Annotated in this window: 24 protein-coding genes; 8 read left to right on the top strand and 16 right to left on the bottom strand. The window is 69.1% G+C overall.

Annotation, left to right across the window (positions count from 1 at the left end):
- Positions 1-61: 61 nt before the first annotated feature.
- Complete coding sequence (locus C8250_RS01135) at positions 62-238, bottom strand: hypothetical protein (protein ID WP_187144679.1); 177 nt, start codon at positions 236-238, stop codon at positions 62-64.
- A gap of 81 nt (positions 239-319) precedes the next feature.
- Here C8250_RS01135 and C8250_RS01140 point away from each other — a divergent pair, with 81 nt between their 5' ends.
- Positions 320-1,012, top strand: coding sequence for a DUF899 family protein (locus C8250_RS01140; protein ID WP_138351667.1), 693 nt, complete (start codon positions 320-322; stop codon positions 1,010-1,012).
- A gap of 140 nt (positions 1,013-1,152) precedes the next feature.
- On the opposite strand, the gene C8250_RS01145 is transcribed toward C8250_RS01140, so the two are convergent.
- A complete protein-coding gene (locus tag C8250_RS01145) occupies positions 1,153-2,274 on the bottom strand; it encodes an NADAR family protein (RefSeq protein ID WP_138351668.1) in 1,122 nt (373 codons plus the stop codon).
- A 531-nt stretch (positions 2,275-2,805) separates the two neighbouring features.
- On the opposite strand from C8250_RS01145, the gene C8250_RS01150 reads away from it, so the two are divergent.
- Together C8250_RS01150 and C8250_RS01155 are read left to right on the top strand one after the other, a co-directional pair.
- On the top strand, positions 2,806-3,768 hold the full coding sequence (locus C8250_RS01150) for a helix-turn-helix domain-containing protein (RefSeq protein WP_244808933.1): 963 nt from the start codon (positions 2,806-2,808) through the stop codon (positions 3,766-3,768).
- 253 nt (positions 3,769-4,021) lie between these two features.
- Positions 4,022-4,567, top strand: a complete 546-nt coding sequence (locus C8250_RS01155; protein WP_138351670.1) for a hypothetical protein — start codon at positions 4,022-4,024, stop codon at positions 4,565-4,567.
- 127 nt (positions 4,568-4,694) lie between these two features.
- Here C8250_RS01155 and C8250_RS01160 read toward each other — a convergent pair whose 3' ends face one another.
- Together C8250_RS01160 and C8250_RS01165 are read right to left on the bottom strand one after the other, a co-directional pair.
- Positions 4,695-5,279: a hypothetical protein gene (locus C8250_RS01160; RefSeq protein WP_138351671.1), complete on the bottom strand. Its 585-nt coding sequence runs from the start codon at positions 5,277-5,279 to the stop codon at positions 4,695-4,697.
- Positions 5,280-5,499: 220 nt separating this feature from the next.
- A complete protein-coding gene (locus C8250_RS01165; RefSeq protein ID WP_187144680.1) occupies positions 5,500-5,655 on the bottom strand; it encodes a hypothetical protein in 156 nt (51 codons plus the stop codon).
- A gap of 51 nt (positions 5,656-5,706) precedes the next feature.
- Here C8250_RS01165 and C8250_RS42905 point away from each other — a divergent pair, with 51 nt between their 5' ends.
- Together C8250_RS42905 and C8250_RS01170 are read left to right on the top strand one after the other, a co-directional pair.
- Positions 5,707-7,062, top strand: coding sequence for a hypothetical protein (locus tag C8250_RS42905; protein WP_198358021.1), 1,356 nt, complete (start codon positions 5,707-5,709; stop codon positions 7,060-7,062).
- Positions 7,063-7,123: 61 nt separating this feature from the next.
- Positions 7,124-7,849, top strand: coding sequence for an amidohydrolase family protein (locus C8250_RS01170; protein WP_203218418.1), 726 nt, complete (start codon positions 7,124-7,126; stop codon positions 7,847-7,849).
- A gap of 219 nt (positions 7,850-8,068) precedes the next feature.
- Here C8250_RS01170 and C8250_RS01175 read toward each other — a convergent pair whose 3' ends face one another.
- A complete protein-coding gene (locus C8250_RS01175; protein ID WP_138351673.1) occupies positions 8,069-9,391 on the bottom strand; it encodes a lipase family protein in 1,323 nt (440 codons plus the stop codon).
- 531 nt (positions 9,392-9,922) lie between these two features.
- Between C8250_RS01175 and C8250_RS01180 the strand changes: the two genes are divergently transcribed.
- A complete protein-coding gene (locus C8250_RS01180) occupies positions 9,923-10,225 on the top strand; it encodes a hypothetical protein (RefSeq protein ID WP_138351674.1) in 303 nt (100 codons plus the stop codon).
- 155 nt (positions 10,226-10,380) lie between these two features.
- Here C8250_RS01180 and C8250_RS01185 read toward each other — a convergent pair whose 3' ends face one another.
- The 10 genes from C8250_RS01185 to C8250_RS01230 form a co-directional block, all read right to left on the bottom strand.
- Positions 10,381-11,205, bottom strand: coding sequence for an alpha/beta hydrolase (locus C8250_RS01185; protein ID WP_138351675.1), 825 nt, complete (start codon positions 11,203-11,205; stop codon positions 10,381-10,383).
- Positions 11,206-11,460: 255 nt separating this feature from the next.
- Positions 11,461-12,303 (bottom strand): hypothetical protein, encoded by an 843-nt coding sequence (locus C8250_RS01190; RefSeq protein WP_244808934.1) that lies wholly within the window; start codon positions 12,301-12,303, stop codon positions 11,461-11,463.
- Between the two features lie 133 nt (positions 12,304-12,436).
- Entirely contained in the window at positions 12,437-13,162 is a 726-nt protein-coding gene (locus C8250_RS01195) for a DUF6882 domain-containing protein (protein ID WP_138351676.1), read from the bottom strand.
- 164 nt (positions 13,163-13,326) lie between these two features.
- Complete coding sequence (locus C8250_RS01200; protein WP_138351677.1) at positions 13,327-13,731, bottom strand: hypothetical protein; 405 nt, start codon at positions 13,729-13,731, stop codon at positions 13,327-13,329.
- A gap of 44 nt (positions 13,732-13,775) precedes the next feature.
- Positions 13,776-13,946: a hypothetical protein gene (locus tag C8250_RS01205; protein WP_164292174.1), complete on the bottom strand. Its 171-nt coding sequence runs from the start codon at positions 13,944-13,946 to the stop codon at positions 13,776-13,778.
- Positions 13,947-13,989: 43 nt separating this feature from the next.
- Complete coding sequence (locus tag C8250_RS01210) at positions 13,990-14,484, bottom strand: OsmC family protein (protein WP_138351678.1); 495 nt, start codon at positions 14,482-14,484, stop codon at positions 13,990-13,992.
- A gap of 177 nt (positions 14,485-14,661) precedes the next feature.
- Positions 14,662-15,774 (bottom strand): alpha/beta fold hydrolase, encoded by a 1,113-nt coding sequence (locus C8250_RS01215; protein ID WP_138351679.1) that lies wholly within the window; start codon positions 15,772-15,774, stop codon positions 14,662-14,664.
- Positions 15,775-15,913: 139 nt separating this feature from the next.
- On the bottom strand, positions 15,914-16,486 hold the full coding sequence (locus C8250_RS01220) for an RICIN domain-containing protein (protein WP_138351680.1): 573 nt from the start codon (positions 16,484-16,486) through the stop codon (positions 15,914-15,916).
- A gap of 308 nt (positions 16,487-16,794) precedes the next feature.
- Complete coding sequence (locus C8250_RS01225; RefSeq protein ID WP_138351681.1) at positions 16,795-17,784, bottom strand: mechanosensitive ion channel family protein; 990 nt, start codon at positions 17,782-17,784, stop codon at positions 16,795-16,797.
- A gap of 7 nt (positions 17,785-17,791) precedes the next feature.
- Entirely contained in the window at positions 17,792-18,814 is a 1,023-nt protein-coding gene (locus tag C8250_RS01230; protein ID WP_187144681.1) for a hypothetical protein, read from the bottom strand.
- A 590-nt stretch (positions 18,815-19,404) separates the two neighbouring features.
- Between C8250_RS01230 and C8250_RS01235 the strand changes: the two genes are divergently transcribed.
- Complete coding sequence (locus tag C8250_RS01235) at positions 19,405-19,890, top strand: hypothetical protein (protein WP_138351683.1); 486 nt, start codon at positions 19,405-19,407, stop codon at positions 19,888-19,890.
- A 191-nt stretch (positions 19,891-20,081) separates the two neighbouring features.
- Here C8250_RS01235 and C8250_RS01240 read toward each other — a convergent pair whose 3' ends face one another.
- Complete coding sequence (locus C8250_RS01240; RefSeq protein WP_138351684.1) at positions 20,082-21,482, bottom strand: PLP-dependent aminotransferase family protein; 1,401 nt, start codon at positions 21,480-21,482, stop codon at positions 20,082-20,084.
- Between the two features lie 47 nt (positions 21,483-21,529).
- Between C8250_RS01240 and C8250_RS01245 the strand changes: the two genes are divergently transcribed.
- Positions 21,530-22,684, top strand: a complete 1,155-nt coding sequence (locus tag C8250_RS01245) for an MFS transporter (protein WP_138351685.1) — start codon at positions 21,530-21,532, stop codon at positions 22,682-22,684.
- Positions 22,685-22,774: the final 90 nt, after the last annotated feature.

A 22,774-nucleotide genomic window follows, 5' to 3' on the forward strand; every position in this document is an offset into this window, starting at 1 on the left:
GGAGCATCCCGCAGGCAGCTCCACAGGTGCCGCGGCGGCAGGGGCGGGGGGACAGTGGTCTCTAGTCGGAGGGATTCGGGTGCCGCTCGCGGGCCGCGGTGGCGCTGACCTCGCTCAGGGCTGCTGCCACCAGGTCCCGGGCCCACTCCAGGCGAATGAGCAGATCTTCGGACGACGAACCGACGGGCGACTGGTCGGTTCGTCGTCCGGTGGTGGTGCCAGGGTCCCGGCGGGTCAAAGCGTCGAGGGGCGACCGATGAGTTTTGGCCGGACGGGGAGTCGGTACTTCCAGAAGGGCACCCGACCGCTCGGAGGAACCATGTCCACCAGCAACAACGCCTTGCCCCCTGTCGTCGACGCCTCCGCTTGGGAGAAGGAGCTGGCCGCTCTGCGCGTGCGGGAGAAGGCCGCCACCCGCGAGCTCGACGCCATCGCGGCCCAACGCCGCCGGCTGCCGATGGTGGAGATGCCCAACTACGTGCTGGAGGGGGAGGAGGGCCCCGTCCGGCTCGCCGAGATCTTCGGCGATCACCCGCAGCTGATCATCTACAGCCACATGTGGCATGAGGGCGCTGAGTGGCAGTGCGGGGGCTGCACCGGCTTCACCTCCCAGTTCACCCGGCTCGCGGGCGTCGAGAAGTTCGACGCCCGGTTCGTGATCGTCACCCAGGGTCCGATCGACGAGGCGCTCGCCTACCGGCGCAAGGTGGGTAACACCATGACGTGGTACTCAACGGCGAACAGCACGTTCGGCAGCGATATCGGTGCCCCGCCCAACGGCGGGTTCGCGGTCAACGTGTTCCTGCGCGACGGTGACACGGTCTACCGCACCTGGCACACCGACGGCCGCGGCACCGAGCAGCTGAGCTACCTGTTCGCCCTCGTCGACCTTCTGCCCTACGGCCGCCAGGAGGAGTGGCAGGACTCCCCCGAAGGTTGGCCCCAGTCACCGACCTACAGCCGCTGGGCGACACCGCAAGAGATCGCGGCGGCGTACGGCGGCGACCGCTGAGGCGCCGGGAGTTCAGGACGACGAGGGAGCGCGCGTCATCTTCCGTCGCCCGCCACCGCCATCACCAGTGCCGTCTGCCCTTGATGAGCCGTACCACGGCGCCTGTCACGGGGACTGGGAGCGTAAGCAGCGCACTCCGGTCACAGTCCCGAGATTCCGGTCCGCCGCGCATGCAGTTCGGAGCGGACGAGTTCGAGGAGGCGGCCCGTCCAGTTGCGGCCCTGGCCGGCGTTGTCGCCCCAGAATGCCGAGTCCGCGTCGTCGTAGATCACGGTTGTGTCGTCCGTTGCCAGGAGGATCTCGGCAAGGTCGGGATGCTGGTCGTACTTGGCGCGCAGCAGGCTGGTCATGACGGCGGTCCGTGCTTGCTCCCAACCCTCTCGGCGCGGTGCCGCGGTCGCGAGCTTGCGAGCTGTGGAGAAGGTGTCCGCCGTCACGATCATGGCTCGGGCTTCGGGTTGGGCGACTGACAGAGCCCAATAGGCATGGGCGACGGAGGGGTAACTGATCTCCCCTACGACGATCGAGGCAGGGTAGTCGTTGCGAAGGGCCTGCCTCCCCGGGTCGGCCACCGGTTTGTTCGGATACGAGTGGTAGAGCTTCAGTGCCGGAGCGTGCGAAGCTACCGGTCCGTCCGCAGGGACTCGCGTGGGCCGTTCGGCGATCCACCGGGCCCGGTCCTCGAAGTAGGCGACGGCTGAGTCGTAGTCCTCCTGTGTGATCGGCTGATCGAGCGGGATATAGGTCTCACCGCCGGGGCCGGCCACCAGGACCCGCAGCGGCCAGTCCTTCAAGTCCATGTCACCCAGCGCGTAGCGGCGCAACGACACCGGGATGGACAGGAACGCGGCGCGGGCTCCGGCCCGGTTCTCCTCTGTTCGGTCGGCAAGGAAGGTGTCGACAGCGGCGAGGCAACGGCCAGTCGAGTCCGGACGCCCGTTCAGCTGGTCGATGGTGTCCCCTACTTCGGCAACCACCAGTTCGGGAGTGAGCCAGGTGCGTGGCTGGCTGATCTTCCACCCGCCCAGATCGTGCGCGGATGCCTCGGCACCGTCGGGGATGCCGGTGGCCACCCAGCCGCTCCGGAGCTTGTCCTGGAACTCCTCGACGGTGACCAGGCCCCAGCAGTCGATGAGCCCGTCGGCGTAGATGAACAGGTCAGTGAGGAAGTAGGTCCCGCCGTTGCAGATGAAGGCGTGTCGCCAAGTGCCGGGTATGCGGACGCCGTCCGCGGTGCGATAGGTGATCCGGTTGCCGGTCATCCGGTGATTGTGCCGCAGGGATCACCGAGCGGTCGGTCATTTTCCTCCGGGATGGCAGCGCGACTTGCCAGGGACAGACCCTGCCGATGCCCGCGGCCTCAGCGCCTACGCAGGTTGCTGTCCCGTCACCTGCACATCGGGCAAGAAGTCGAACATCACCCGACGCTGGGTGAAGAACGACCATCTCAACCGCGGGCCTGAACTGCCTCAACCAGTCTCGGCCGGCGCGATTTCGGCGGCGGCGTCAGAGGTGGCCGACGGTTTTCAGGCGGCGGCGAGAAGGCGGGGTCCGTTCGTCGTGTTCGACCGCAACCGCCGGTGGGCGCGGCACCGGGATGGCTCCGTGATCCCATCCGGCCGAAAAGGGGAGCGAGTTCGGCCAAGGAGCCACTGTGGCCGTGGTGCCATTCCCGCGTGGTCGCAAGCTGATGCGGCAGGGACGATCACCGAGACGAGGACGACATGGCCTATGCGGAGATTGACACGGCCGGTCTGCCACCGGAGCACAGGTTCGAATGGTGGCGTGAGGTCGTGGGACAGGGCGTGGCGCCGACGCGGATCAGCAGCGACTGCGGTCCGGACTTCGCCGGTCACGCCGGATTCCTGACGCTCGGCGCTGCCCAAGTGACCACGATGACGTTCTCCCCGCTGAAGTCGCAACGGCCCGCGCAACTCGTCCGGCGCTCCGACCCGCAGACTCTCGAACTCACGCTGATCCTGGAGGGCGCGATGCGCGTCACCCAGGATCGTGGCGAAACGCACCTGTCTGCGGGTGACTTCGCGATGTGGACCTCGTCCCGCCCCTACAGCGGTCATGCCATGGGGAGCCCCGAGGGCGGCGTGTCTCGCGCTCTGATCCTGCACCTGCCCCAAGCACTCGTCCCCCTCCCGCAGAGAAGGGTCGGAGAGCTGTTCGCCCGCAGGATGCCCGCAGCGTCAGGGATGGGCCGGGTTCTCGCCCAGTACCTGCAATCCGTCGTCCAGGAGGCATCCGCCCTGGACGAGTCGAGCAGCAAACGCCTCGGAGCGATAGGCATTGACCTGGCGACGGGCTTTCTGGCCGAGCGGATCGGCGCACAGGAGCGGCTCCCCGTGGAGACGCGGCACCAGCTCCTGCTCTCCGCCATCGACACCTTCATCGACGACAACCTCGCCGACCCACAACTCAGCCTGGGCGCCGTGGCCGCGCGGCACAACATCTCCGTGCGGCTCCTGCACCACCTCTTCCGCAGTCGGCCGGAGACGGTGTCCGCAAGTATTCGGCGGCGACGGCTCGAACGGTGCCACGCCGACCTTGTCGCACCCGCCCTCCGCTTCCTGCCCGTGCGCGCCGTCGCGGCGAGATGGGGCTTCGTCGACGCGGCGGCGTTCAGCCGCGCATTCCGTACGGCGTACGGCCTGACACCCGGAGAACATCGCAATACCACGCTGCGCGCCAACGCCGCGCGCCGCGCGGATCTCCAGGATCCGGCCGTTGGCAGCGGTGGAAGCTGACCCCGAGCCGCCGACGAGTCGGACCCGTGCCGCCCGTCGGCGTCCGGAGTCCGGCCTGCGCAGACGGTCAACGCTTCCTGCGCAGGCGGCCAATGACGGCCGCGGCACGCCGGGAAACACTGGAGAGAAGCGAAACACCTGACAGCGCCCCTCAACATTCTCCGTCCGGGGCAGGCCAACCGCCCCGGCACCGAACGCGGCCGGGGCCACGACGAAAGCACAGGTGAGCATGAAGGCATGGCGCAGAACTCTCATGTCCGTCGCTACCGCGTCGCTGGCACTCGGTTCCCTCGTCGGGACAGCGAGCGCCACTACACCGGCGAATCCCGTCAGCAAGAGCCCTGTCAGCACCGTGGCATCCGCGCCGACATCCGCGCCGCCGAACACTTCCGCGCCCCGTCCCGGGAGCCGCATCACGTACAACCCGAAGGCGAAGCCAGGCTCCTGGGCCAACCCGATCATCGCGAAGGAGCGAAGCGGCCTCGCCTCCGGCTGCGGCGACGCGGGCCTGTACTGGTGCAAGGCATGGACGGCGGGTCCGGGCTGGTTCAAACTCGGCACGGCACTGGGCTCCGACCACCACGAGTGGGCCTTCACCCAGGGAATCTCCCAGCACTACTACGAGGTCTACATGGACCGCACTTGGGATGGCGGCACCCATTGGGACGGTCGGCTGAGCGTCGTCACCAATGAGCTCAGATGGTCCGACGCGATCTTCGACGGTCCGCCCTTCAAAACGCGAGCCTGCCTGTGGGACATGACCGACGTGATCCTCTACTGCAGTCCTTCCTGGCACTGACCCAGCCCTCGTGTACCGGTTCCACAGACTGTTCGTCCGCAAGGGACGAAATCGATGGGCGGCCCGCAGCCCAGAGCTGTTCACGGGGTCGGCCGCCGCACTGTTGCCCCAGGTCGTCGCGTAGTGGCTACTCGTCCGGGCCGACGCTCCAGGCCCAGTCGTGGATCAGGCCGAGCGCCCTTTCGGCGTCGAACAGGGCGGGAGGCGCGTATGCGTCCCGGTCCTGGTTCAGGATTGCGTGCGTGAATTCGTGGGCCGGGGCGAGGATCCGTACGCACTCCTCCATTGGCCGCGCAAGGTCGGGGACGCCGCTGCGCGCGGCGTCTCGCAGTGCGTCCAGGCCCGTTCGCAGCTTCGCCAGTCGCTCGGTGAGGGCGGCGTCGTCCACCTCGTCGCTGGGGTCCTCGGGCCAGCGGGTCGACCGGTACAGCGCCCGGACCACGCCGATATCGGCCGGGGCGAGGCTCTGCTGCCGTAGCGCGCGCGAACCCTGTGGGAGCACGGCCAGCGCGACGGCCTCGGCCATCGGCCGTGGATGCTGGGCCAGGGCGCGGCCCGGCCAGTGCCCGATGTACTGGGCGAGCGTGGGGTTCCCCACGGCGTCGTCGTCGATGCTGGTGAAGTCCCGGTTGATCGTAATCCACCGGTCCTCGTCGCCCTCCCCCAGCAACTCGACGGGGTGGTAGACATGTTCAGCGAGAAACTTCCACACTGCCTGGGTGATGGGGATGTCGTCCTGACACAACCTCCCGGGGAGGAAGAGCCGACGCGGCTCAGCACTTCGCCAGAACATCCCGATCGTGAGCACGAGCTTGCAACGGAAACACACAAGATCCGCCGAATCAGACATGGATGGCCCCCAAGGTGTCGCGTCACCGGCCCCTGACCGGCCCGCCGCATTCAAGCAGCGCCAGAGCCACCCCGGCCACCGGTTACTGACCCGGGAATGCCTTGTCTTTGTGCAAGTCCGGTGCTGGCTGCGGCTCCTGGTGGTCGGTGACGCGGTCGCCGTAGTAGCCGTCGAGGGTGTTGATGGCTTCTTTGCCAACGGCTCGCAGCACCGATCGCCCGGACACCACCACGATCACGGCCTGTCGGGCTGCCTGCCGGGCCACCACCGTCCACTCACGGAGGCAGCAATGGCCGCAGCATCCTTGTCACCGGCGCGAAGGGCCCTACGCGCCCTGGTGCTTCCCGGCGTTGTCTGCTGCCTGCTGGGACTGTCCGGATGCGGTAGCAGCAGCGACGGCGGTAAGCCGTCCCCGGCCCCGGCAACCTCCCGGCCCGCCACCCACACCACCACGGCGCAACCGCAGGCCGCGGTCTTCGATCCGCCCCGGACCTTCGAGGAGGTCACGCGCAACTCCCTCAGTGAGCGGGGCATCGGGAACATCATGCTGGCCGGCCCCTACGCGTACTCCCTCGCACCGGACGCCCTGGACGCGGTCAGGATCAATGACGGGGCGGACGCCGGCCACATCCGGCCGAAGAACGAGCAGCCCCAAACCCAACAGGGAACCGGGCGAGCCACCGGAGCCCCCTCCCTGATCCGTATCGGGTCGGCCACCGCCGCTGTCGGCGCCTTCATCACCCTGCCACCCGTCACCGGAACCCAGACGAGCACGCTGGCCGTCGAGGTACTGGCCCTGGACGCGTCGACCGCCCGCACCACCTGGTCGGCCACCTGGCCACTGGCCGACACCGACCTGCCCGACGGATTCCGCAGCTCGGGTGCCGGCGCGCCCACCGCGGAAGTAGCCGGAGCTGACACCGGCACCGTGGTGGTCGTCGTGCGGGCGGGAGGTGTCCCGATCACCTACGGAATCGGGATCAGCGAACGCACGGTCCGCTGGAAGCAGAAGAACTTCGCCGCCGCGCACGTCGAGGACCAAACCGCCGTCGGGTTCGCTTCCGCGAGCGGAACCTGGGCGGGCGCGACAGACCTGGGCGTCAGTGCCCGTGACAGCTCCACCGGTACCCAGCGCTGGTCCTGGGACGGCTTCGGCGGCGGGGAAGAGGCGCAGATGTCCGCCTTCGGGCCCGGCCGGGTGCTGGTCGCGCGGGCCAACGACCATGACGAGCGGGAACCCGAATTCCTCCTGACCCTCGCCGGCGGCAAGCGCGCCGCCCTTCCCGGCTCCGACGCCTACTTCACCAGTGCCGGCTCCTGCGTCTACGACCAGCGGTCGGTCACCGTATGCACCGCGTCCAATACCGAAGGCGGCTGGATCGCCGGGTACGACACCGCCACCACCCGCCAACTGTGGAAGATCCCCCGCACCGGGGCCTCCGGCACCCGCGTGCTCCACGACGCCACCGGCGCCTGGCACGGCACCGTCTACGGCACTACTGCCCAGGCCACCGATGTGGCCCTCGATGCCCGCACCGGACAGGACCGCACCCCCGCACCCGGTGCCGCCCCCCGGCTCGTCAACCAGTACGGCGGCGCCGCCGGAGGCGGTGACCACGTCACCCTGCTCCGCGCCACCAGCTGACCGGCACCCGGCCGGACCACCGGATGCGCCTCCAGGCCGGGTGCTGCCGGAGCGCGGACGCGTGGTCGTCGCGCACATCCACTCCGTGGCCGGGGTGGGCGAGGTCGTGTCCGCGGGCATCGACGTCGTTGCGCATGTGCCCGTGGACGGCGAACTGGACAGAGCCCTGGCCGAGCGGATCGCAGAGGCCGGAATCGCGGTCGTCCCGACGCTGGCCACCATCGAGAACGTCCTGGGCGAACCGGGTGGCGCCGCTGTCGTCGGAGACCCGCGACTCGCCGAGGCACTTGGGGACGCACAGGCGCGGCGGCTGACCTCTGGCGCATCGAGCTCGCGTGGGCAGGGAATGCCGCCCTACTCCCGTGCTGAGGAGAATGTCCGCCGCCTGGTCGACGCGGGCGTCACGATCCTGGCCGGCACCGACGCCCCGAACCCGGGAACCGTGTTTGGGGCAAGTCTGCACCGGGAGCTGGAACTGCTCGGCCGCTGCGGCATGACGCCCGCTCAGGCGCTGAACGCCGCGACCGCCGCTCCGGCACGAGTGTTCAACCTCGCCGACCGCGGGCACGCCGCACCCGGTCAGCGCGCGGACCTGATGCTCGTATCCGGCGACCCGTTGACCGACATCACCGCGACCCGAGCCATCGAACGGATTTGGCGGGCAGGCGTCCTCTGTGACCGACGTGCGTTCGTCGCCAACGCGGCCGAGACGGCAGACCTTGACGCCTTCGACGCCCGGGTTGCCAAGGTCGTGGCGGCCGTCCGAGAACGCCGGTACGGCCGATGACGATCTGGTGGTCAGCGCGGGTGGCAGTGGCTTGGCGGCCCGCGGCCGACGCCGCGCATACGTTGCAGGCCGTCCCAACTCTCGCATCGGCCGGTCTCCTGGCCGTCTCCGCACCGGTGTGCGGGGGTCGCTGACCCCGGGCACTCGCCCTTGACGTACGAAGGCTCCCGGCCGGTGTGATCCACCGGCCGGGAGCCTTCGTCGTTACGTCGCTTGGTGTCAGGCGCAGTTGGACGGAGCGGGACGGCCCGCGAAGCGGTCCGCGATCCAGGCCAGGTACTCCGGCTCCGCGACGTTGGGGATCGTCTGGTGCGTCGCCCCCTGGTACTTCGTGTACTCGACCGGCTTGTCGAAGCTGCAGGCCCGCTTCACGTACTCGTCGGTCGAGTTCGGGTTGATGACGGTGTCCGCCGTCCCCTGCATCACCAGGATCGGTGCCACCGAGGCGACCAGGCCCGCGGTGTTCTCTCTGAAGCGCTGGTGCCAGACCTCCGGCACCACCGTCAGCGGCTGGAACAGGGTGTCGAGCTGGCCGACGTTGCCGACGTTGTTCTGGATCACGTCCGCGAAGTGCTCGATGCACGCCACAGCGTCACCGCCCAGCGCTTGCAGACCGGCCGGCTTCAGCACGTCCGTGGCATTCAGCTCGGGGTAAGCCGCCAGGAAGCCCCGGTAGACGTTGGTGCGCAGAGCCGCGTTGTGGGAGGCGGAGGTGGCGTCGGTCGGGCCGGGGAGCACCAGGCCGCGGAAGTCAGGTCCCAGGTTGGCCGCGGGTGCCAGGGCCGCGATGCCGACCATCTGGGTCTCGGGGGTGTACGCGCGGTAGTTCTGGGCGATGAACGCCGCCGCGCCGCCGCCCTGCGACCAGCCCAGGACGGCCGCCTTGCGGTTCGCGTGGGTGGCGGTGATCTGGCGGGCCGCCCGGACGGAGTCCAGGACGTTGTTCGTCTCGGTGACGGCGACGGTGTACTGGTGCACGCCGGGGGTACCCAGGCCCTGGTAGTCGGTGCCGACCACGACGTCACCGGAGCGCAGGAACTGCGTCAGGGCCGGCACGCCGACGTCGATGCCCCAGGGGCTGTCGTAGGTGTAGTAGCCCACCAGGTCGGTGGCCGGGTTCGGCACCGCGGACGGCGCGCACTGCCGCGGTCCGCCCACGGTCCCGTGGGCCCAGGCCACGACGTTGCGGCCGGCGCGCGACGCGGGGGCATCGGGCCAGGCCACGATGCCCGAGACGGCCACGGGCTTACCGGTCTGGAGGGTCGAGCGGTACAGGATCCGGCAGGCGCTCGCACCCTTGGGGGCATCGACGCGGCGGGCCCAGATCAGGTCGCCGTGGTTGCCCTTGGGCAGCGGCGACGGCGGATCGTAGAACTTCTCGCCCTCCGGGCCGATCGGTACGCCCGGGGCACACAGGCCCTTCGCTGCCTTGCCGCCATCCGGGTTCGTGCTCGCGGTGGTGGCGGTGGCAACGGTGCCACAGCCCAGCGCGATCACCGCGGCCACACCGGCCGCAGTGATCGCCGATAGCCGTTGTCTCATGCTCAAGTCCCTTCACTCGATGCCGGACGAGAGACTAGAGAGAAGAAAGCATAATGTCACCAACTGTTACTATTAATACCTTTGGTGTCGCATAGATCCTGACCATCGACCCGGCACCCAGCCACACCTTCGGACGTGCTCCCCCACACCCAGCACCAACCCGGCGGCGCGCCCACCTGGGCACCTGGCTCAGCGCCGGGCACGGCCACGGCCGGGAAACAGTGCGGCGACAGTCGCTGCCACCACCACCCCGAACAACAACCCGCCCCAGGACAGTGCCCCGACAGGCCGGTGCGCGACCAACCCATACGCCAGCATGCCCAGAGCACCGCCCACGAGGAAGAACCCACCACTACGCATCGCAACCCGCCACCGCGGGCGAACCATCCCTGACGTCACGACACACATCATCCACCCCGGCAGCGCGCCATCTCCGACCGCAGGGCCGGCCACCCTCGGCGCCCGGGAACCTGGCATGATCATGCCCCGACGTGCACGTCGGTTCAGGGTCGGGGAAGGACCGGTATGCGCGTGGCTCTTTGGGTTCTGCTCGGCGTGGTGACGCTCCTGGAATGCGGCTGCGGCATCGCCGCTCTCACCACCGGCCGTATATGGGTCCCCTGGGCGCGGCACCGGGTCCTGCGGCCGAAACCCTGGGGATGGGCACAGCTCCTCGGAGCCGCCATGCTGAGCATCTACCCCCTGCACTTCGGCCTGGGGGTGAACATCCCGGTGATGGCTGTTCTGGCCTTCTCACTGATCCTCATGGTCGCCTCCACCGTGCTGAACCACTTCGCCCTCAAAGCTCCCCGCACTCCACCGCCTCCCGCCTGAGCCAAACGGCCCATCGACCGGGAGAACAGCGGCTTGGCACCACGTTCCGCGGCCGAGCATCACCGCAGACAAGCCGGCAGCAACTCCCACTCATCCGATCGTGCCGCTGGTGGTGTCCGCCGAGCGCTCGGCGGACACCACCAGCGGCACGGCGGTCAGGACTGCAGGAAGGCCAGCAGGTCGGCGTTGATGGTCTCGGCCTGGGTGGTGGGCATTCCGTGGGGGAATCCGGGGTACGTCTTCAGGGTGCCGTTCTGCACGAGCTTCGCGGACAGTGGCCCGGAGTCGGCGTAAGGGACGATCTGGTCGTCATCGCCGTGCATCACGAGGACCGGAACCGTGATCTTCTTCAGGTCCTCGGTGAAGTCGGTCTGGGAGAAGGCGACGATGCCGTCGTAATGTGCCTTCGCGCCACCCATCATTCCCTGGCGCCACCAATTCGCGATGATCGCCTCCGAGGGCTCCGCACCGGGCCGGTTGAAGCCGTAGAAGGGCCCCGACGGCAGCGCCCGGTAGAACTCCGAACGGTTGGCGGCCAGCTGAGCCTGCAGGTCGTCGAAGACGCTCTTGGGCAGTCCGCCGGGATTGGCGTCGGTCCGCACCATCAGCGGGGGCACCGCGCTGATCAGCACCGCCTTGGCGACCCGGCTCTCGCCGTGCCGGGCGATGTAGTGCGCGACCTCACCCCCGCCGGTGGAGTGCCCGACATGCACAGCGTCATGCAGATCGAGGTGCGCGGTCACGGCGGCGAGGTCGTCGGCGTAGTGGTCCATGTCGTGGCCGTCACCGCTCTGGGTGGAGCGTCCGTGCCCACGGCGGTCATGGGCGATGACCCGATAGCCTCGCCCCAGGAAGAACAGCATCTGAGCGTCCCAGTCGTCCGCTGACAACGGCCAACCGTGACTGAAGACGATGGGCTGCCCGGTACCCCAGTCCTTGAAGAAGATCTCGATGCCGTCAGGTGTCGTGACCGTGCCCATGCTTCGCCTCCGCGGATTCCACGATGTGGTGAGGTGCCGGAACATCATCTGACTGTGGTGCCATATCGATCCTGGGCCATGGGTCCGGATCCCGCGAACGCTGCTCGTCCCATAGTGGTCACGGAGATGACCAGGTCCTCCCCGTGCAAGCGGGGAGCAGGGGCTGCGGTGAGCTTGTGCTCGACGGCGTCCCACAGGGCTACCCGGCTTCCCTGCCGCACGGTCCAGCCTGGCCCGGCTTCGCTGAGTACCAGATCAGGCCCACCCCACCAGCAGGGCCTCGCCGACGACGAGGTGCTCCTGTGCGTCGCGGGCCTGCGGGAAGCCCCGTGGCCTGAGCTGCAGGCCGGCACCTGCGAGCGCTGCGAGCACCCGCGCCGCGAGTTCCGCGCGCTCGATCTCCGGGATGGTGCTGAGGTTGAAGAACACGTAGGTCCGTGTGTCGTCGTCCGGGGAGACCACGACCGGTCCCTTCGGACCATCGCAGGGGATCCCCGCGCCGGTGATCGCCCGGATCGTCCGGCTGAGGACCTCCGCCGCGCTCTTCACGTCGACTGCGCGTGCCGCGGTGTGGATCGCGACGCAGAGTTCGGTGGCGGCCGGTATCGCCGCGCTGACCGGGACGGTGAACGGCCCCGTCGTGACGGTGTCGGTTGCTGCTTCGTACCGAAAGCTCCAGAGGTCGCGGGCCACGTCACGCGGCGCGCCGACCTTGCGGGCTGCGGCCTGTGCTCCGCCGCCCTTACGGTGTGCCCAGTCCTCGAAGGGGGTCAGCCTGTCACGGACGTGCCTGATGTCGGACAAGGCGGCCTCATAACGCTGTTGGGCCTGTTCAAGGGCATCGACGACGTCCGGACTCATTCCGAGACCCTTCAGGGCGATCTGTTCGAGCTCCGCCACCCCGAGCAACTGGCGCAGCGCGACGATCAGCGTGCGTGCGTCGATCTGGCGAGAGCTGAACCAGCCGGTCGGCTGGTCATCGCTGTGCATGCGCTGGACAGTCAGGACGACAGTGGCCTTCAGCCAGCCCGCCTCCGACGCCACGATCGCGTACGGGTTGTCTGCTGGAGACCAGTCGTCCGGAAGGCTGTCGCTCATGGCAACAGTATGAGCCCCCTCAACCATCGGCCGCTGCGCTGATTCAACTGGAGCGTCGCTGATCAGGGACCAGCGGGTGTACGCGTCCTGACGCACGGCGCGTCGTGGTGCGTCGCTGACAACCACACACCCTTCAGCCCGCCGGCAGCCTCCCCACCGAGACCGCCGCCAACAACCCCTCCTCGGTGAACCGCACAGCCACGGTCATTCCGTCCTGCCCCTCCGCATGCAAGGACCCGTCCGCCACGGCCTCACGGACCGTGAAACCGTGCCGTGCGAGATACCCGGTCACAGTCTGCCGCGGGTCATACGGAAACTGCCGAACGGCCGCATCGAACATCCCGGTCACCACCCGCCGGTCGAACCCGGCTTCGGGCACATCCGCGTCGTCCACGACCACGAACGCCCGCGCGCCGTTGTCCAACAGGCAACTCGCGAATCCGCGCGTGCGCAACGCACCGAGGGCGACTGTCGCCAGCCGCTCCGCCGCCGCCAACGGGTCCGCAAACGCGGCCAGCTCGAGCCGCGGTTCGACGAACTCGTAGATGCCGTTGCGCTCCCCGAAATCCCGCAACCACACAGCCAGGCCCAGCCGTGACGCCCCCGGCGGATGCGTGCGCTCGTTGCCCCACGCCCACAGCCAACTGCCGTCATGGCCCAAGGAGCCCAGCGGCGACTGGTGCACGGTCACCTCGCCGATCCGCAGCATGCTCGTGTCGTAGCTCAGCGACCATGCCCCGCCGGGGGGCTGATACCGCGTATAGGTCGCCTGCTGCTCAAGCGCCGCAGCGGCGTAGTACGCGCCCGCGTCCTCAAACGCGCGACTGAACACATCGTCCGGCTTCAGCGGCATCGGCATCAAACGCACCCACTCTCAAATCCACGACATCGCGTCTCAACCTACCCACCGATCGCGCCCGCGGTCGGGCCCATCAACCCAGCACCGGCCCCTCACCGACCCTGCGGCGGGCCCGAACCCCCGGTACCCGCCAGGCGGGCCGCACCTGCGGCAGTTCACGTGGTTCAGCCCACCGGCCAGAGCGGCAGATCCGCGTGCCGGACTCGGACCCCACCCTTCGTGACGGGGGCGAAGGCGGCAGGTGCCATGCAGGACCCCACTGAATCCATGTGCTCGACAGCGCCAGTGGTCCAGTTCACCCCATCGTCCCAGGAGAAACCCACCCGGTCCCGCGATGCCTTCCCGGGCTTGTCCACGCCGCCGTCATAAACGCTCAACCCCAACCGCCTCCCCACCCAGTCCGGACCTCCGGCACTCACCTTGGTGATAACCGCCGTCAGGCTCGCGCTGCCGGGCGCGGTCACCAGGCAGTCGACCGCGCCTTCCGCGGTGTAGGTGATGTCCCGCTGCGCCGAGTAGTGGGAGATCTTCACCGTGCCGCGCGCATCGGTCGGCAGTCCGCCGGGCACACCGGGGATCGGTCTGCTGAAAGGGACGGCGTACGAGTTGAACGTCAGTGGGCGAAGGTCTCGAACCACATGATCGTGAAATGGATCAGCAGCGGCAGCGCGATCCGCACAGCGTCCCGGTCCTGCGATGCCCCGCCCTCGCGGTTGAGGCCGGTGACGACGGCGATGCCGTGCGAACCGTACGGGATCTCCGTATCCCGCCATCCGCTCGCCAACGCCCAGGCAACCTCATCAGAACTCAGGTGAACTAACGGGGCGTCAGCCACTCGTCGCCGTGCTGAACGTTGCCTGTACCGGTACTGGTTTGACGAGCGCCAGATAGACCGGGCAGCGCTCCTGCCAGATCTCGAAGAGCCCCTGCAACCTGTCCGCAGGCTCGGGTGAGACAACATGGATCTCGATCGTGACGTCACCCAGATCCGGGAGGGCACCAGCCATCCCCAGCAGTCCTCGCGCATCCACGCTACAACGGGCAACGGCGCTCACCTCGTCGAGCTGAAGACCGAGCTCGGGCGCGAGCGTGTCGTGTACGAAGACCACGGCGCACCCTGCGAGCGCGCCAAGAAGGTAGGCGGTGGGACTGGGTGAGAGGTTTCTTCCGCCGACCGCGGGTGGCAGATCGGCGTCCCAGTTGAAGGGCCCCGCTGAGAGGCGTGCATGCCCGTTGGCCAGCGACGCCGTCACAGCCGGAGTTGACTGCGCCGCGCTCGGCTCTGCCCGAAAGCGCTCCTTGCTGGCTTCGATCACATGCATTGACATGATCCACCTTCCCTCTGGCCCGTAGCTGGCAGCTTTCTGCTTCGCACGGTAGGAGCTGGGCCGTTCAGTGGGCATCCGAGCTGGCACGCACCGTCGTCCGTGCCCGCACCGGCGGGGGGCCGGTATGCACGTAGGACAGCTCCCGCGAATGCCCTGCCCGTGCTGCAGCGTTCACGCCAGGCCGCGGCGAACCAGATCCGCGACGGCAGCCGTCCGCCCCGCCCTGCCGCTGACGCCGAGTTTGAGATAGGCGTTGGACAGGTGCCGTTCGACGGTACGGACGCTCAGCGCCAGGGACCCGGCGATCCCGGAGTTGTCCAGCCCTGCCGCTGCCAGCCGGAGGACCTCGAACTCGCGCTCGGTCAGATCGGGCAGCGGAGCCGGAGACACCGTGGCCGGCACAGCCTCTCGATCGGGCTCGGCGAAGGCGGCTACCTCCTGTAAGAAGACGTGCCAGGCCGGCTCGTCAGCCAGCAGAATATGATTGCGGCTCTCCAGCGGTACCAACCTTGCGCCAGGAATCGACGACGCGATGATCCGGGCCTCGTCGAAGCCGGCCATCGCGTCGTCGCGCGAATGAAGAACCAGCGTGGGTACAGCGACCGCGGGAAGCAGATCGTTGACGTCGACCTTCTGACGCTCCGCGCACAGTGCGGCCGCGTTCTCCGTCGAGGTGGACATCCGCTGCAGCGCGTCGACCCAGCGCATCTGCTCCTCGGACGCCCCGGGGATCAGCATGTTGGTGAACACCCGGCGGAACAGGGAATCCGGCCTGGCCCAGCCCACTCGGATCATGCTCACGAGCGTCTCGAGAAGCTCCACGTCCTCCGGTGTCCGCGCGGCGGACGCCCACGTACCGGCCAGGATCAACCGGGTCACCCGATCGGGACGCCCGGCGGTGTACGTGATCGCGACGGGGCCACCCTGCGACATCCCGACCAGGGCGAAGCGGTCGAGGCCGGCCGCCTCGACCACGGCCTCCAGGTCGGCGACGCGTGCCTCGAGCGAATAGTCCTCGATCTCCCAGTCGGACAGACCGTAACCGCGTTCGTCGAACCGGATGACGGTGAAGAGCGCGCCGAGGTCCTTGAGGAAGTGGCGCCAGACGGGGCTCTGCCAGTCGAACTGTAAGTGGCTCAGCCAGCACGAGTCGATGACCAGCGGCGGGCCCTGCCCGTGAATCGCATAGGCGAGCCGGACCCCGTCCGGCGCGCGACAGAACCGGATCTCCTGCCCGCCTCCGCCGCCGGGAGGCGCCCCCAGATTGCCCGCTTGGCGTGGCATGGGCGAATCGTACCCCGACCCCGTGCCGCTCCGAACAGGTTGTCGACCGCCTCGCCGCTACGCCGGCGCACAAGGCCGAGCGGCCCGCCGGGCAGGCCGGCGGGCCGTCAGAAAAGGCCGAGGTCAGCGCCCTGCGGTCCTACTCCTGGGTCCATTTCTGGCTCTTGGAGCCGTTGCAGTCCCACACGACGATCTGTGTCCGGTTCCCGCCCTTGCCGCGGGTGTCGAGGCACTTGCCCTTCACCTGATTGGCCACGATCACAGCGCGAGGTTCGTTGGGCGAGACGATGACCTGCCACCGCTCGGAGCCGATGGAGTCGGGGTAGCAGAAATACTGCTGGATCGTCGTCCCGTTCACCACCTCGTCATCGTTGCCGGCATACAGATCCAGACATAGATTGCTGTTGAGGTTGCGCAGCGAGAACCAGCCCGGCGCCGAAGTCACCTGTTCCATGAGCCAGTTCTGGTTGGGATCGTGTGAGTCGCAGTCCCACTGGTACACCGAACCGGGCTCCTTCGACTGCCTCGCGTCCAGGCAGTTGTCAGTGACCTTGTTCTTGAGCGCGAACGCCGCCCCGATACTGCTCGGCCCAGGGGTCCTGGCGTCGCTCTTGACCGCACCGGCCGCCTGGGCGGCTCCCCCCGGAGCCATTCCGGCCGCGGTTGCGATCAGGCCGGCCAGAACAAGACCGGCCGCTCTCTGCTTTCGCATGTCCCCTCCTGTGTCCTGCGTACAGCCCTCACTGGGAGCTGCGATGCGTCTCACGGTAGGGACCGGGCCGTTCGCGGGGATCCGCGCGGGCACCCAGCCTGGCCACTGCCGGCGGCGGCCAGGTGTCGGGATACACGCAGTAGGCGCAGTAGCTGCCGTGGGCACCACGGAGTTCCGGCTCCCCGCCGCGGCGAACGAGCACGTAGCGGCGGAGCTGTCCGCCCCCACAAGTCATCAGGCACAAGATCAACAGACACGCCGCGGACCCGGCCGACCCACCATCCAACTGCCAGGCCAACACGCCGGTCTCATTCGGACGCGATCAGTTGGACGCGTTGGCGGCGCAGTGCGATCTCGACGGCGGGATTCGCGGGAATCGGCGGTCCCGTGAAGGACGCTGTGATGTCACACCTGAACGGAGCGCCCGCCACGGTCACCCAATAGATGACGTGGTAGGCGCTGTCCCAGTGGATGCGCACCAGCTCGGATCCGGTGCCGAATTCGGCGTCCAAATCGCGACGGGACACCGTGGGCGCGGCGGGCGTGATCCTCACGGCGAACAGCCCGTCGTACCAGTCGCCCGCCGTGACGCGCGACGTGCCCGCCGGTGCGGGCTCCAGCGCGGGCTCTCCGATCGTCTCGACCAGCTCGCCATGGAGCCCGATCGCGGTCAGCACCGTCGCGCTGTCCACGGCCGCCACCATGCACAGTCCCTGCGCCCAGGCGCGCAGTGTCTGGCAGTCGACCGCCACCAGGTCCTCCCCCTCATCCGGCTCCGCCGCAGTGCCCACAGCGGTGCCGGCCACGGATTCTTCCGCCGGTTCCATCGCCACGATGAGCTGGGCCCCGGCAGCGACATACACGCGGTAGGTGACGCCCGCGCCGACATGCCAGAAGGCGACCGGAATGTGGAACGACCGCTCCTGCACAGTGATCCACCAACCGGAGCGGCCCCGTGTCGCGACGCGTACCGGCCCCTCAAGGCATTCCACGACGCCGGAGCGCACGGCCCTGAGCAGGTTCCGTGCGGCGACGACGCCCAGCGCGAGACCGGCGGCGATGATCAGCACGATGAGGATCCACTGAATCGCCCGCAGCGGACGCGACGCGGCGAAATAGACGATGGCCACGAACGTCGCGACGAGCACGACGCTGAGCATCAGGTTCAGGACGATCCCGCGGCGCATCCGGCGGCCCTGTCCGCTGCCGAGTCGGCCGGCACGGTTCGCCTCGATGTCCTGCGGGCCGTTCTTGAACGCCCGCAACAGCTCCAGCCGGTGCTGCTCCCAGTCGGTCATCGGCGCGTCAGGACCATCTGTTGAGCTCGTCCACCTTGCGGGCGAAGTCCCGCAGGGTCATGACGTCGGGAAATTGGGTGTAGTACTTCCATTCGAACCTCTCGTGACGTACGTCGACCGCATCCATCCGGCCCTCCCGGGAGGTGTCGCACAGCGTCTCCAGCACCGCGAGGTCGAAGGGCTCCTTGCCGCGATCACACGCGTCGGATCGTGCCTTGGCCAAGCGCTTGTTGTGTGCCCATCGCGACTTGGCGCCAGTCCGCGCCAAGTATTCCATCGTCTCTCGTTCGGAGAGTGTCCCTGGGACGGCGGGCCGATCGCGTTCGAGGGGAGAAATCCAGTCGTGAATGGTGTCCAGCAGCTCCAGAACGGGTTCGCTGGTCGCCCGCTCGAAAGCCGCCTCCACCGCGCGCGTGGCCGGGCCGCCGCCGATCCATGTGAGCACCTGACGGTAGGCCACACTTTCGCCGTTCCAGAAGGCGTTGGTCAGCTGCGGATCCGGTGACCAGTCGACATCGGTGGCCAGGAAGTCGTACAGATGCCTGATGGAGTCATCGCCGTCCAGTGGGCTCCACGCCCGGAGGTAGGGATCCAGATCGATTCCGGCTGCCGCAATGCTGCACAGAACAGTGCCGACGGGCTGAGGGGCCGGGTACTGCTCGAGGGTCGTCTCCCACCACGCGTGGAGGAAGTCATCGATCGCCCGGGCTTCCTCGGCAGGCCAGTGGTGCCAGTCGGCCAGCGCGAGCTTGCCGAGGACGATCTCGGGGTCGGGGAAATCCGCGGCGCCGGCAACCACGCACTCCAGCATCCGGGGCAGCAGATAGCGCAGGTCTCCGGCCCCGCCCCAGGTGGTGATGGCCTTGGCTGCGTAGCCGGCCAGGTCGGCCGCCGCGATGGCGGAGACGGGTTCTTTCAGCAGGGAACAGCCCAGGTCCGCGTCGGAACAGTGCGGGCAGACCTCGATCCGCTCCGGGCGCGCCACCTGCCCGAAGACCTCGTACAGCCGTCGCTGGGCGGCGTCCGTCATGGTCATCCCCCACTCCGGGCCGCGGGACAGATCGAGCTCAGGACTTCAGTGAAACGTATGTGCGGCACGGGCCGCAGGCTCCTTTCCCGACATGACGCGAACAACCCGCCCCGGGACCTGCCCGTCACACGGGTAACAGGCCGCAAACCCACCGGCAGGCACGCACCTTCTGACCGCGGACCTGACCGCAAGCGCTCAGCTTCTGCCCGTGATCTTCCGCGCGCGGCGTGGCCCCAGCCGCCCGCCGCCGCTTGATCCCCAGCGCGGCTCACCCCGAAGAGGTCACGATCATCCGGGCCTCCAGCTCGGCTCGGCGAACCACGCAATGCTGCACCACTCCCCCTGGATCGGGTCCGTAGCGGCTGCGACCTGGCCCCAAGGGTGGCCGGTCACCGAAGTTCGACAAGGCCGACCACAGAGAACGTCACGCGGTCGATTGCGGCATCAACTGTCGCGCGGGCAGGGCTCCGTCCGCGCGCTCCGCAGGGCCGACGCTTTGACTGGAGCCAAAGCGACACCCGCTCCACCCACCGGCCGCCCCAAGCTGCTCCTGAGGGCAACACAGCGATACACAAGAGGAGTTCCATCACATGCGTATACGTTCGCTTCTCGGTGCGGCCGCCACGGCGGTCCTGCTGATCACAGGCCTCACCACCACGGCCGTCGCCCAGGTCCCGGAGACCTCCGGCAGCGGTCGGACCATGGTCATGCCCGCCGCCCCTCTCGACGCGGGCCCGCGGGCCGTGGCGGCAGCCTCGCCGTCGGTGTCGCCGTACGCTCCGTCCCAGCACTATCCGGCAGGCACCACCGGCGTCCCGTGCTCGAGCGGAAACTTCTGCACCGCGGTGTGGGACTACTCGACAGGAAGCTGGGAGGTGTTCCGTTTCGACCCGTGCGCCACCTACTCGGTGTCGAGCTGGGACGGCAACGGGTCCTACTGGAACCAGCAGACCGGTAGCCGTGCCACCGCAACGTTCTACGGCCAGAGCGGCAACCTGCTGGCGAGCGCTCCCATCAGCGCCACTCCCGCCGGCTACGACTGGTCTCCGGTCTATTCGATCCGCAACTGCTACTGATCCGCCCTGGTGACCGCTGGGGGCGGCCACCAAGGACAGGTACGTGGCCGCCCCGGTCCTGGTCCGGGCCATGACGGTCCAGGCGGGCGGTCAACTCCTCACGGACCGCAGTCGGCTTTCAGGTGCCGTACTTCAGTAGGGTCGGGGACTGGCGCGGTGGCTGACGCCCCGCTTCCAGTCCCCGCCAGTGGTCAGGGCAGCAGGTCGCCGACGGCGGCGATCCCTTCCGTGATGGCCCGCTCGTTGACGTTGCCGAAGCCCAGGACGAGTCGGGGTGGCGAAGTCGTCGGTGAGGCATGGTGGGCGCTCATGCCGTACAGGCCCACCCGGCGGGTCCGGGCCGCGGCGATGAGGATCTCCTCATCGCCGCCGGTACCGAGGTGGAGGACGGCGTGGAAGCCGGCTGCGAGTCCGGTCAGTTGTGCGCCGGGCGCGTGCTCGGCGAGCGCGGTCACCAGCGCCGCACGGCGGGCCGCGTACGTGCCCCGCATGCGGCGCAGGTGCCGGTCGTAGCGCCCGGACTCCACGAGTCGGGCCAGGGCGAATTGGTCCAGGGCGGGGGAACCCCGGTCGGCGAGCTGCTTGTTCGCCGCGATGCCTGCGGTCAGCGCGGGCGGGCACAGCACCCAGCCGATGCGCATGGCGGGCGCGAGGGACTTGCTGACGGTGCCGATGGAGATGACCCGGTCCGCGGCCAGGCCCTGGAGCGCGCCCACCGGCTCGCGGTCGTAGCGGAATTCGGCGTCGTAGTCGTCCTCGATGACGAAGGCGTTGTGCCGTTCGGCCCAGTCGATCAGGGCCAGGCGCCGCTCGGCGGCCATGACGACGCCGGTCGGCCACTGGTGAGCGGGTGTGACCAGTACCGCGCGGGCGCCGGTCGCTTCGAGCGCCCGGACATCGATGCCGTACTCGTCGACGGGTACGGGCACGGAGGTCAGGCCCGCGTGCGACGCGGCGGCGGAGGTCAGCGCGGGCGAGCCCGGGTCCTCGTAGGCCAGGGTGTGCAGGCCGGTGGCGGCCAGGGTGCGCAGGGCGAGGGCGAACCCTTGGGCGTAGCCGGAGCAGATCACCATGTGCTCAGGTTCCGCAGCCGCGGCGCGGACCCGACGCAGATATCCGGCCAGCACCTCGCGCGGCTGTGAGGGGCCGCGCGGGTCACCGTAGTCCAGGGCGTCGGTGGGCATCGCACGGCCCGCCTCGCGCACCGCCCACAGCCAGTCGCTCAGGGGGAAGGACGACAGGTCCGGAACGCCGGAGCGGAAGTCGGCGAGCAACCGGGGTGCAGCGGGCTGCGGCGGCCTGGGGACGGGCGTTGGGCAGGCGCCGGCCGCGACGGTGGTGGCCGCGCCGACGCGGGTCACGAGGTAGCCCTCGGCCTGGAGCTGGGCATAGCAGTCCTGGACCAGGCCGCGGGACAGGCCCAACCGGGCAGAGAGCTCCCGGGAGGACGGCAGGCGCTCACCGACGCTCAGGCGCCCGGTGCGAATGGCGTCCCTGATCTGACGCTCCAGTTGGGAGCGCAGGCCCTCAGCGCTTTCCCGGTCGACGATGAGCAACAGTTCCGGCGACAAACCGGACCACTCCAGCGGCATGGAAATGGAGCTTACCGGCGATCCGGTGGGATCCTAGCGTTGACGGCATGACCACCACCACACCCGTACGGACCCCCGCCGCCCGGCCACCGCTGGTGACCCGGCCGCTGCTGCTGCGCTTCGTGACCATGATCGGTGCGTCGGCGAGCTTCTTCCTGCTGCTGTCCGTCGTCCCGCTCTACGCCCAGGCGTCCGGCGGCGACGCGGGCCTCGCTACCGGGGCTCTGATGCTGGCCACCGTCTGCGGTGAACTGGCCACTCCGCGTCTCGTCGCGCGGTTCGGCTACCGGGTGGCATTGATGCTGGGGCTGGTGCTGCTGGGCGCGCCTGCGCTGGTATTGACCGCCTCCGACAGCTTCGGCTGGATCGTGGCGGTCTGCTTCGTGCGCGGGCTGGGCTTCGCGCTGACGGTGGTCGCAGGTGGCGCGCTGACCGCGGCCCTGATCCCGGCCGAGCGCCGCGGCGAAGGGCTGGCGCTGGCCGGGATCGTGTCGGGGGTGCCGTCGCTGGTGGCCCTGCCGCTGGGCGTCTGGCTGGCCGACAGCGTCGGTTTCACCCCGGTCTGCGTGGCCGGCGGACTGGTGGCGCTCGCCTCCGCCGTGGTGGTGCCGGGGCCGCCAGGACGACAGCCCTCTGCCGACCATGCGGTCGGAGTGGTCGCGGGCCTGCGCACAGGCGCCCTGGCACGGCCCGCCGTCGTGTTCGCGACGACCGCGCTGGGGGCCGGCATCATCGTCACCTTCCTGCCGCTGGCCGTACCGACGTCGATGTCCGGACTGGTCACCGCGGTGCTGTTCATCCAGCCGGCCGCAGCCACGGTGGCGCGGTGGTTCACCGGACGGATCGGGGACCGTCGCGGGGCCGCCGGGCTGGTCCTGCCAGGCCTGCTCCTCTCGGCGGTCGGACTGCTCGTCACCGCGCTGACCGGCAGCCCGGTGGCGGTGCTGGCCGGAGTGACGCTGTTCGGTATCGGGTTCGGCATCGCGCAGAACGCCACGCTCACGTTGATGTACGCACGGGTGCCCGAGTCCGGCTACGGCACCGTGAGCGCGCTGTGGAACTTCGCCTACGACGCCGGGATGGGAGTCGGCGCCGTCGGCTACGGCGCGATCGCCGCACACACCGGGTACCCGGCGGCGTTCGCCCTGACCGCCGCGGTGATGCTGCTCGCTTTGTGGCCCGCGTGCCAGGACCGTCGATGAGCCTGGGCGATCACTGAGGCGATGCCAGCGGGCCCTGGGCGAGGCGGACGGCACGCGTCCGACGGCGGCCCAGGATCCGGTTGCGTCAGG

It is taken from the genome of Streptomyces sp. So13.3, from assembly GCF_005860785.2.
Taxonomy (GTDB): domain Bacteria; phylum Actinomycetota; class Actinomycetes; order Streptomycetales; family Streptomycetaceae; genus Actinacidiphila; species Actinacidiphila fildesensis.

Bases quoted from the DNA above. Each gene is read 5' to 3' on its own strand.
- C8250_RS01145 (WP_138351668.1), bottom strand. From the start codon at position 2,274: ATGACCGGCAACCGGATCACCTATCGCACCGCGGACGGCGTCCGCATA.
- C8250_RS01240 (WP_138351684.1), bottom strand. From the start codon at position 21,482: ATGCCGCTGGAGTGGTCCGGTTTGTCGCCGGAACTGTTGCTCATCGTC.
- C8250_RS01175 (WP_138351673.1), bottom strand. From the start codon at position 9,391: ATGAGACAACGGCTATCGGCGATCACTGCGGCCGGTGTGGCCGCGGTG.
- C8250_RS01225 (WP_138351681.1), bottom strand. From the start codon at position 17,784: ATGACCGACTGGGAGCAGCACCGGCTGGAGCTGTTGCGGGCGTTCAAG.
- C8250_RS01235 (WP_138351683.1), top strand. From the start codon at position 19,405: ATGCGTATACGTTCGCTTCTCGGTGCGGCCGCCACGGCGGTCCTGCTG.
- C8250_RS01190 (WP_244808934.1), bottom strand. From the start codon at position 12,303: ATGAGCGACAGCCTTCCGGACGACTGGTCTCCAGCAGACAACCCGTAC.
- C8250_RS01195 (WP_138351676.1), bottom strand. From the start codon at position 13,162: ATGCCGATGCCGCTGAAGCCGGACGATGTGTTCAGTCGCGCGTTTGAG.
- C8250_RS01210 (WP_138351678.1), bottom strand. From the start codon at position 14,484: ATGCATGTGATCGAAGCCAGCAAGGAGCGCTTTCGGGCAGAGCCGAGC.
- C8250_RS01140 (WP_138351667.1), top strand. From the start codon at position 320: ATGTCCACCAGCAACAACGCCTTGCCCCCTGTCGTCGACGCCTCCGCT.
- C8250_RS01230 (WP_187144681.1), bottom strand. From the start codon at position 18,814: ATGACGGACGCCGCCCAGCGACGGCTGTACGAGGTCTTCGGGCAGGTG.
- C8250_RS01155 (WP_138351670.1), top strand. From the start codon at position 4,022: ATGTCCGTCGCTACCGCGTCGCTGGCACTCGGTTCCCTCGTCGGGACA.
- C8250_RS01245 (WP_138351685.1), top strand. From the start codon at position 21,530: ATGACCACCACCACACCCGTACGGACCCCCGCCGCCCGGCCACCGCTG.
- C8250_RS01215 (WP_138351679.1), bottom strand. From the start codon at position 15,774: ATGCCACGCCAAGCGGGCAATCTGGGGGCGCCTCCCGGCGGCGGAGGC.
- C8250_RS42905 (WP_198358021.1), top strand. From the start codon at position 5,707: ATGGCCGCAGCATCCTTGTCACCGGCGCGAAGGGCCCTACGCGCCCTG.
- C8250_RS01185 (WP_138351675.1), bottom strand. From the start codon at position 11,205: ATGGGCACGGTCACGACACCTGACGGCATCGAGATCTTCTTCAAGGAC.
- C8250_RS01220 (WP_138351680.1), bottom strand. From the start codon at position 16,486: ATGCGAAAGCAGAGAGCGGCCGGTCTTGTTCTGGCCGGCCTGATCGCA.